6 protein-coding genes and 1 pseudogene are annotated in these 3,647 nt (G+C 44.0%); 6 read left to right on the top strand and 1 reads right to left on the bottom strand.

All coding sequences use genetic code 11. The features are described from left to right. Nucleotides 1–86: pseudogene (locus AADEFJLK_RS26120) on the bottom strand (transposase); the annotation flags it as partial. A 439-nt stretch (nt 87–525) separates the two neighbouring features. Between AADEFJLK_RS26120 and AADEFJLK_RS19475 the strand changes: the two are divergent. From AADEFJLK_RS19475 to AADEFJLK_RS19495, 6 genes are all read left to right on the top strand, one after another. Continuing rightward, nucleotides 526–930 carry a hypothetical protein gene (locus tag AADEFJLK_RS19475; protein ID WP_103975446.1) on the top strand — a complete coding sequence of 135 codons (405 nt, stop codon included), beginning with the start codon at nt 526–528 and terminating at the stop codon, nt 928–930. 130 nt (nt 931–1,060) lie between these two features. Further along, nucleotides 1,061–1,792 carry an RHS repeat-associated core domain-containing protein gene (locus AADEFJLK_RS19480; RefSeq protein WP_249028088.1) on the top strand — a complete coding sequence of 244 codons (732 nt, stop codon included), beginning with the start codon at nt 1,061–1,063 and terminating at the stop codon, nt 1,790–1,792. A 47-nt stretch (nt 1,793–1,839) separates the two neighbouring features. Beyond that, nucleotides 1,840–2,430 (top strand): hypothetical protein, encoded by a 591-nt coding sequence (locus AADEFJLK_RS19485; protein ID WP_146054671.1) that lies wholly within the window; start codon nt 1,840–1,842, stop codon nt 2,428–2,430. A 136-nt stretch (nt 2,431–2,566) separates the two neighbouring features. Beyond that, entirely contained in the window at nt 2,567–2,956 is a 390-nt protein-coding gene (locus AADEFJLK_RS19490) for a hypothetical protein (protein WP_146054672.1), read from the top strand. A gap of 167 nt (nt 2,957–3,123) precedes the next feature. Beyond that, nucleotides 3,124–3,300 carry a hypothetical protein gene (locus AADEFJLK_RS25690; protein ID WP_249028089.1) on the top strand — a complete coding sequence of 59 codons (177 nt, stop codon included), beginning with the start codon at nt 3,124–3,126 and terminating at the stop codon, nt 3,298–3,300. Next, nucleotides 3,287–3,517, top strand: coding sequence for an RHS repeat-associated core domain-containing protein (locus tag AADEFJLK_RS19495; RefSeq protein WP_249028090.1), 231 nt, complete (start codon nt 3,287–3,289; stop codon nt 3,515–3,517). The genes AADEFJLK_RS25690 and AADEFJLK_RS19495 overlap by 14 nt, the downstream gene beginning before the upstream one ends. Nucleotides 3,518–3,647 lie beyond the last annotated feature (130 nt).

Consider the following 3,647-nt stretch of genomic DNA (forward strand, 5'->3'; position numbering starts at 1 on the left):
CCGTCTGCCCAACGTAACTGGCGGATGGTCGCGTAACACTGGGCTTCGCTGACTGGTTGTTTGATGGTTATGATTGAAGTTTCCATCCGACCATTTTATCAAAAGACCTCAAAACCCATATTGAGCCTTATGGGAATACCATGTCAGTTATGGTTCATTGCTGATTCGCAGTCCGAAAAGTTTAGATGAGGTGACAAATATTGATATTATTTGTTCAGGAGTTAGATATTTATCTACGCCTGGAATTATTTACAATTTGGAAATTACTGATTTAAAAAGCAAGCTATTGAAGGACTTGGTCTTTATGAACGTAATCCTAACGGCAACAATAATTATGTAACATTCAATTAAATCAATGTATTAAAAATAAAATATTTTCATTTTTGTCTTTATTACCGCAAATACTGCCGATTTGGCCAAAAATAAGCCTATATGCATAATTTAACCAATAAGTCAAATATACAAACTATTGATTTTAAACTGTTTCCATAATGAGAATTGCTGTAATCCTAATGGAGGCATTCAATGATTAAAACTCAGTGTCGTTATCTTGCATTATCAGAAGTTGATGATTTAGATGGCATTTGTGAATACAAAAAAATGGTTCATCCTATTAGCTATGAGTTTGATTTGATTCGAGGTAATGAATATTTTGTTCTGGGTGCTTTAACACGGCATGGCACACCATGGCTATATATTGCCCCAATAAAAGGAGATAAGCAGCTTCGGCTTGTTCCAAGCGCACTATTTATGTTTGATTGGAAAAAAGTGCCTAAAAATTGGTTTATCCGCTTTTTGAGGTATGGAGAAATTGAATTGTTGCCTGCCTCAATGGTTACGATTGATGGGTGGTTCGAAAAGTATGTTGATGATGACATAAATGTGGTTAAGATTGTTGAAGAAGAAATTGACCGTTTATGTACTGGATGACCTTGGCATGGTGGATATACTCGGTGCAGCACTGGTAGGGTGGGCAAACTGCTTTATCGTTTAATTTCGATTGCACTTCGGAGTTGATTCACGAATTATAATATTCGGAACACAAACGCGTAGTGACATATTGGCTTATGTTGCTAACACTAACCGTGTCAATAATGAAACCATTTCTCCCGTACCGTCTGTCGGCGGCTTAGGAGGCTCTAACGACGCTTATGTGTACGATAAATCCGGCTATGTGACCGGACAAGGCGGGGCGACTTATGAGTACGATGCCGCCCGGCAAATGAAGCGTTATACCCGTAACGGTGCAAGCGTCAGATACGCTTATGACGGTGCCCGCCATAGGGCGGTGAAGATCCAAACGGGCGACACCACCCGCTACGTTTACGACAACAAAGGCCATTTGCTGTTTGAAAGGTCATCCGCCAGCTATAGCCAGCGCAGCTATGTGTGGCTGGATGACATCCCTTTGGCGGGCATCGACCAAAAAACGTCGGGGGAACTGCTGGGGGTGTATTTGATCGAAACCGACTTCGCCAACACCCCGCGCTATTTGCGCCGCCTGTCCGGCAACACCAGCGCCCCCGTCTGGCAATGGCCGTTCGCCCCTTACGGCGACGTGCCGGCCAATGAAGACCCCGACGGCGACGGTACAAAAGTCACCTTCAACCTGCGTTTCCCCGGCCAGTATTTCGATGCCGAATCCGGTTTGCACTACAACCATACCCGTTACTTTTCGCCGCGCACCGGACGGTATTTGCAGCCCGATTTGATGAGGTTGGAAGGTGGTATTAACGTTTGCATATACGCCAAAGGTAATCCGGTCAATTTTGTTGTTTGTTACCGTAATTGAAAAAACATCGAATAATTGGTATCAACTGGCTAAGCCTCTACACTAATATGAAAGAATTTAACACGCTTTTACATCAAACAATCAGCAGGTTGTTTCTTGTCGTGTGGCCGCCTTTTGCTGAAGATAGTGCTTTAGCGATTGACATATCAATGGGATTTGTTTTTACGCAAGACCCCAACTGTCTTTGTATTGTGTCTACTGACACAAATAATTTGTGTATGCCGTGTCTTAAGTATGAAATGCTTCCCGATGTCATTTTACCTTGGCCGTCATTTTATTTTAGGATGGAGCAGTGGATGACAGGTGTCGAAGAAGCGGATTTGAATAGGGAAAACGATAAGTTTACTGCTGTCGAGGCATTTGCAAAGCCGAGAGTTTTAGATACGGAATATTATGAAGTGACTAATGTTTATCTATTTGTGGGCATCGTGGCACATACCATCCGATCAATAGAATTTATTCGAATGCAAAATACCGCCGTTCCTTTTGGGGTAAAATTGATGTTTGATAAAGACTATGTGCTTTCTAGTCCGATTAATGACGGCAATACCATAGAAACGGCGTATTTTAATAAAAATGCGAATATTTTGAATTTTGAAAGAATAGGCAGTATCACCTATGACGCCATCACTGGCTAATGCGATAGTCAGGTAGGGGAGGGGCTACAGATTGGGAGCTTTTAATGATAAGACAAAACCCCCAATTTTGGGATACCCTGCAATTTTGGCTAAATGGGAAAACCGTCCCCAATCCATTTAAATGAGGGATACACAAATGAATACACAAATACTTACTCAACGTACTTTTTTGGGCAGGACTTTTCAATTATGGGAATACCATGTCAGTCATGGTTCATTGCTGATTCGCAGTCCAAGAAGTTTAGATGAGGCGACAAATATTGATATTATTTGTTCGGGAGTTGACTATTTATCTGCACCTAGATTCATTTACAATTTGGAAATTACTGAACCTACTGTTGAAGAATTTCAGTATTTGCAAACAGTAATTCATCATCCTGTGCCGATGTCATATATTCATGTTCTGGTTTCGAACGGCAACCGTTTTTTGGTTGTAGCTGCGAGTTTTAGGATTGTGGAAAACACATCTGACATTTTCGACAGTCCATTCGACGATATAATAACCCGAGCAAAGCCCATTCAATGATACATAAGCCGAGCGCGGAAAGAAGTCCGATTACTCAAATAGGCTTATGACGGTGCCCGCCATCGGGCGGTGAAGATCCAAACGGGCGACACCACCCGCTACGTTTACGACAACAACGGCCATCTGCTGTTCCGCCAGCTATAGCCAGCGCAGCTATGTGTGGCTGGATGACATCCCCTTGGCGGTCATCGACCAAAAACGTCGGGGGAACTGCTGGGGTGTATTTGATCGAAACCGATTTCGCCAACACCCCGCGCTATTTGCGCCGCCTGTCCGGTAACACCAGCACCCCCCCCCGTCTGGCAATGGCCGTTCGCCCCTTACGGCGACGTGCCGGCCAATGAAGACCCCGACGGCGACGGTACAAAAGTCACCTTCAGTCTGCGTTTCCCCGGCCCGTATTTCGATGCCGAATCCGGCTTGCACTATAACCATACCCGTTATTTTTCGCCGCGTACCGGGCGCTATTTGCAGCCCGATTTGATGGGGTTGGAAGGCGGTATTAACGTTTACACATACGCCAACGGTAATCCGGTCAGCTATACTAGACATCTTTCCTAAATATTGCTGACTATATAAACGTTGACAGGTTAAAATACCAAGCTTTATCCTGACCCACCAAAAAGCCATGAAACCGTATGCCCAGCTACCCACCGACAACCCCGAAGAATACAAACGCCTTGTCGGGTTG

The sequence above is a fragment of the Methylovulum psychrotolerans genome (genome assembly GCF_002923755.1).
Lineage (GTDB): Bacteria > Pseudomonadota > Gammaproteobacteria > Methylococcales > Methylomonadaceae > Methylovulum > Methylovulum psychrotolerans.

Bases quoted from the DNA above. Each gene is read 5' to 3' on its own strand.
- AADEFJLK_RS19475 (WP_103975446.1), top strand. From the start codon at position 526: ATGATTAAAACTCAGTGTCGTTATCTTGCATTATCAGAAGTTGATGAT.
- AADEFJLK_RS19485 (WP_146054671.1), top strand. From the start codon at position 1,840: ATGAAAGAATTTAACACGCTTTTACATCAAACAATCAGCAGGTTGTTT.
- AADEFJLK_RS19490 (WP_146054672.1), top strand. From the start codon at position 2,567: ATGAATACACAAATACTTACTCAACGTACTTTTTTGGGCAGGACTTTT.
- AADEFJLK_RS25690 (WP_249028089.1), top strand. From the start codon at position 3,124: ATGACATCCCCTTGGCGGTCATCGACCAAAAACGTCGGGGGAACTGCT.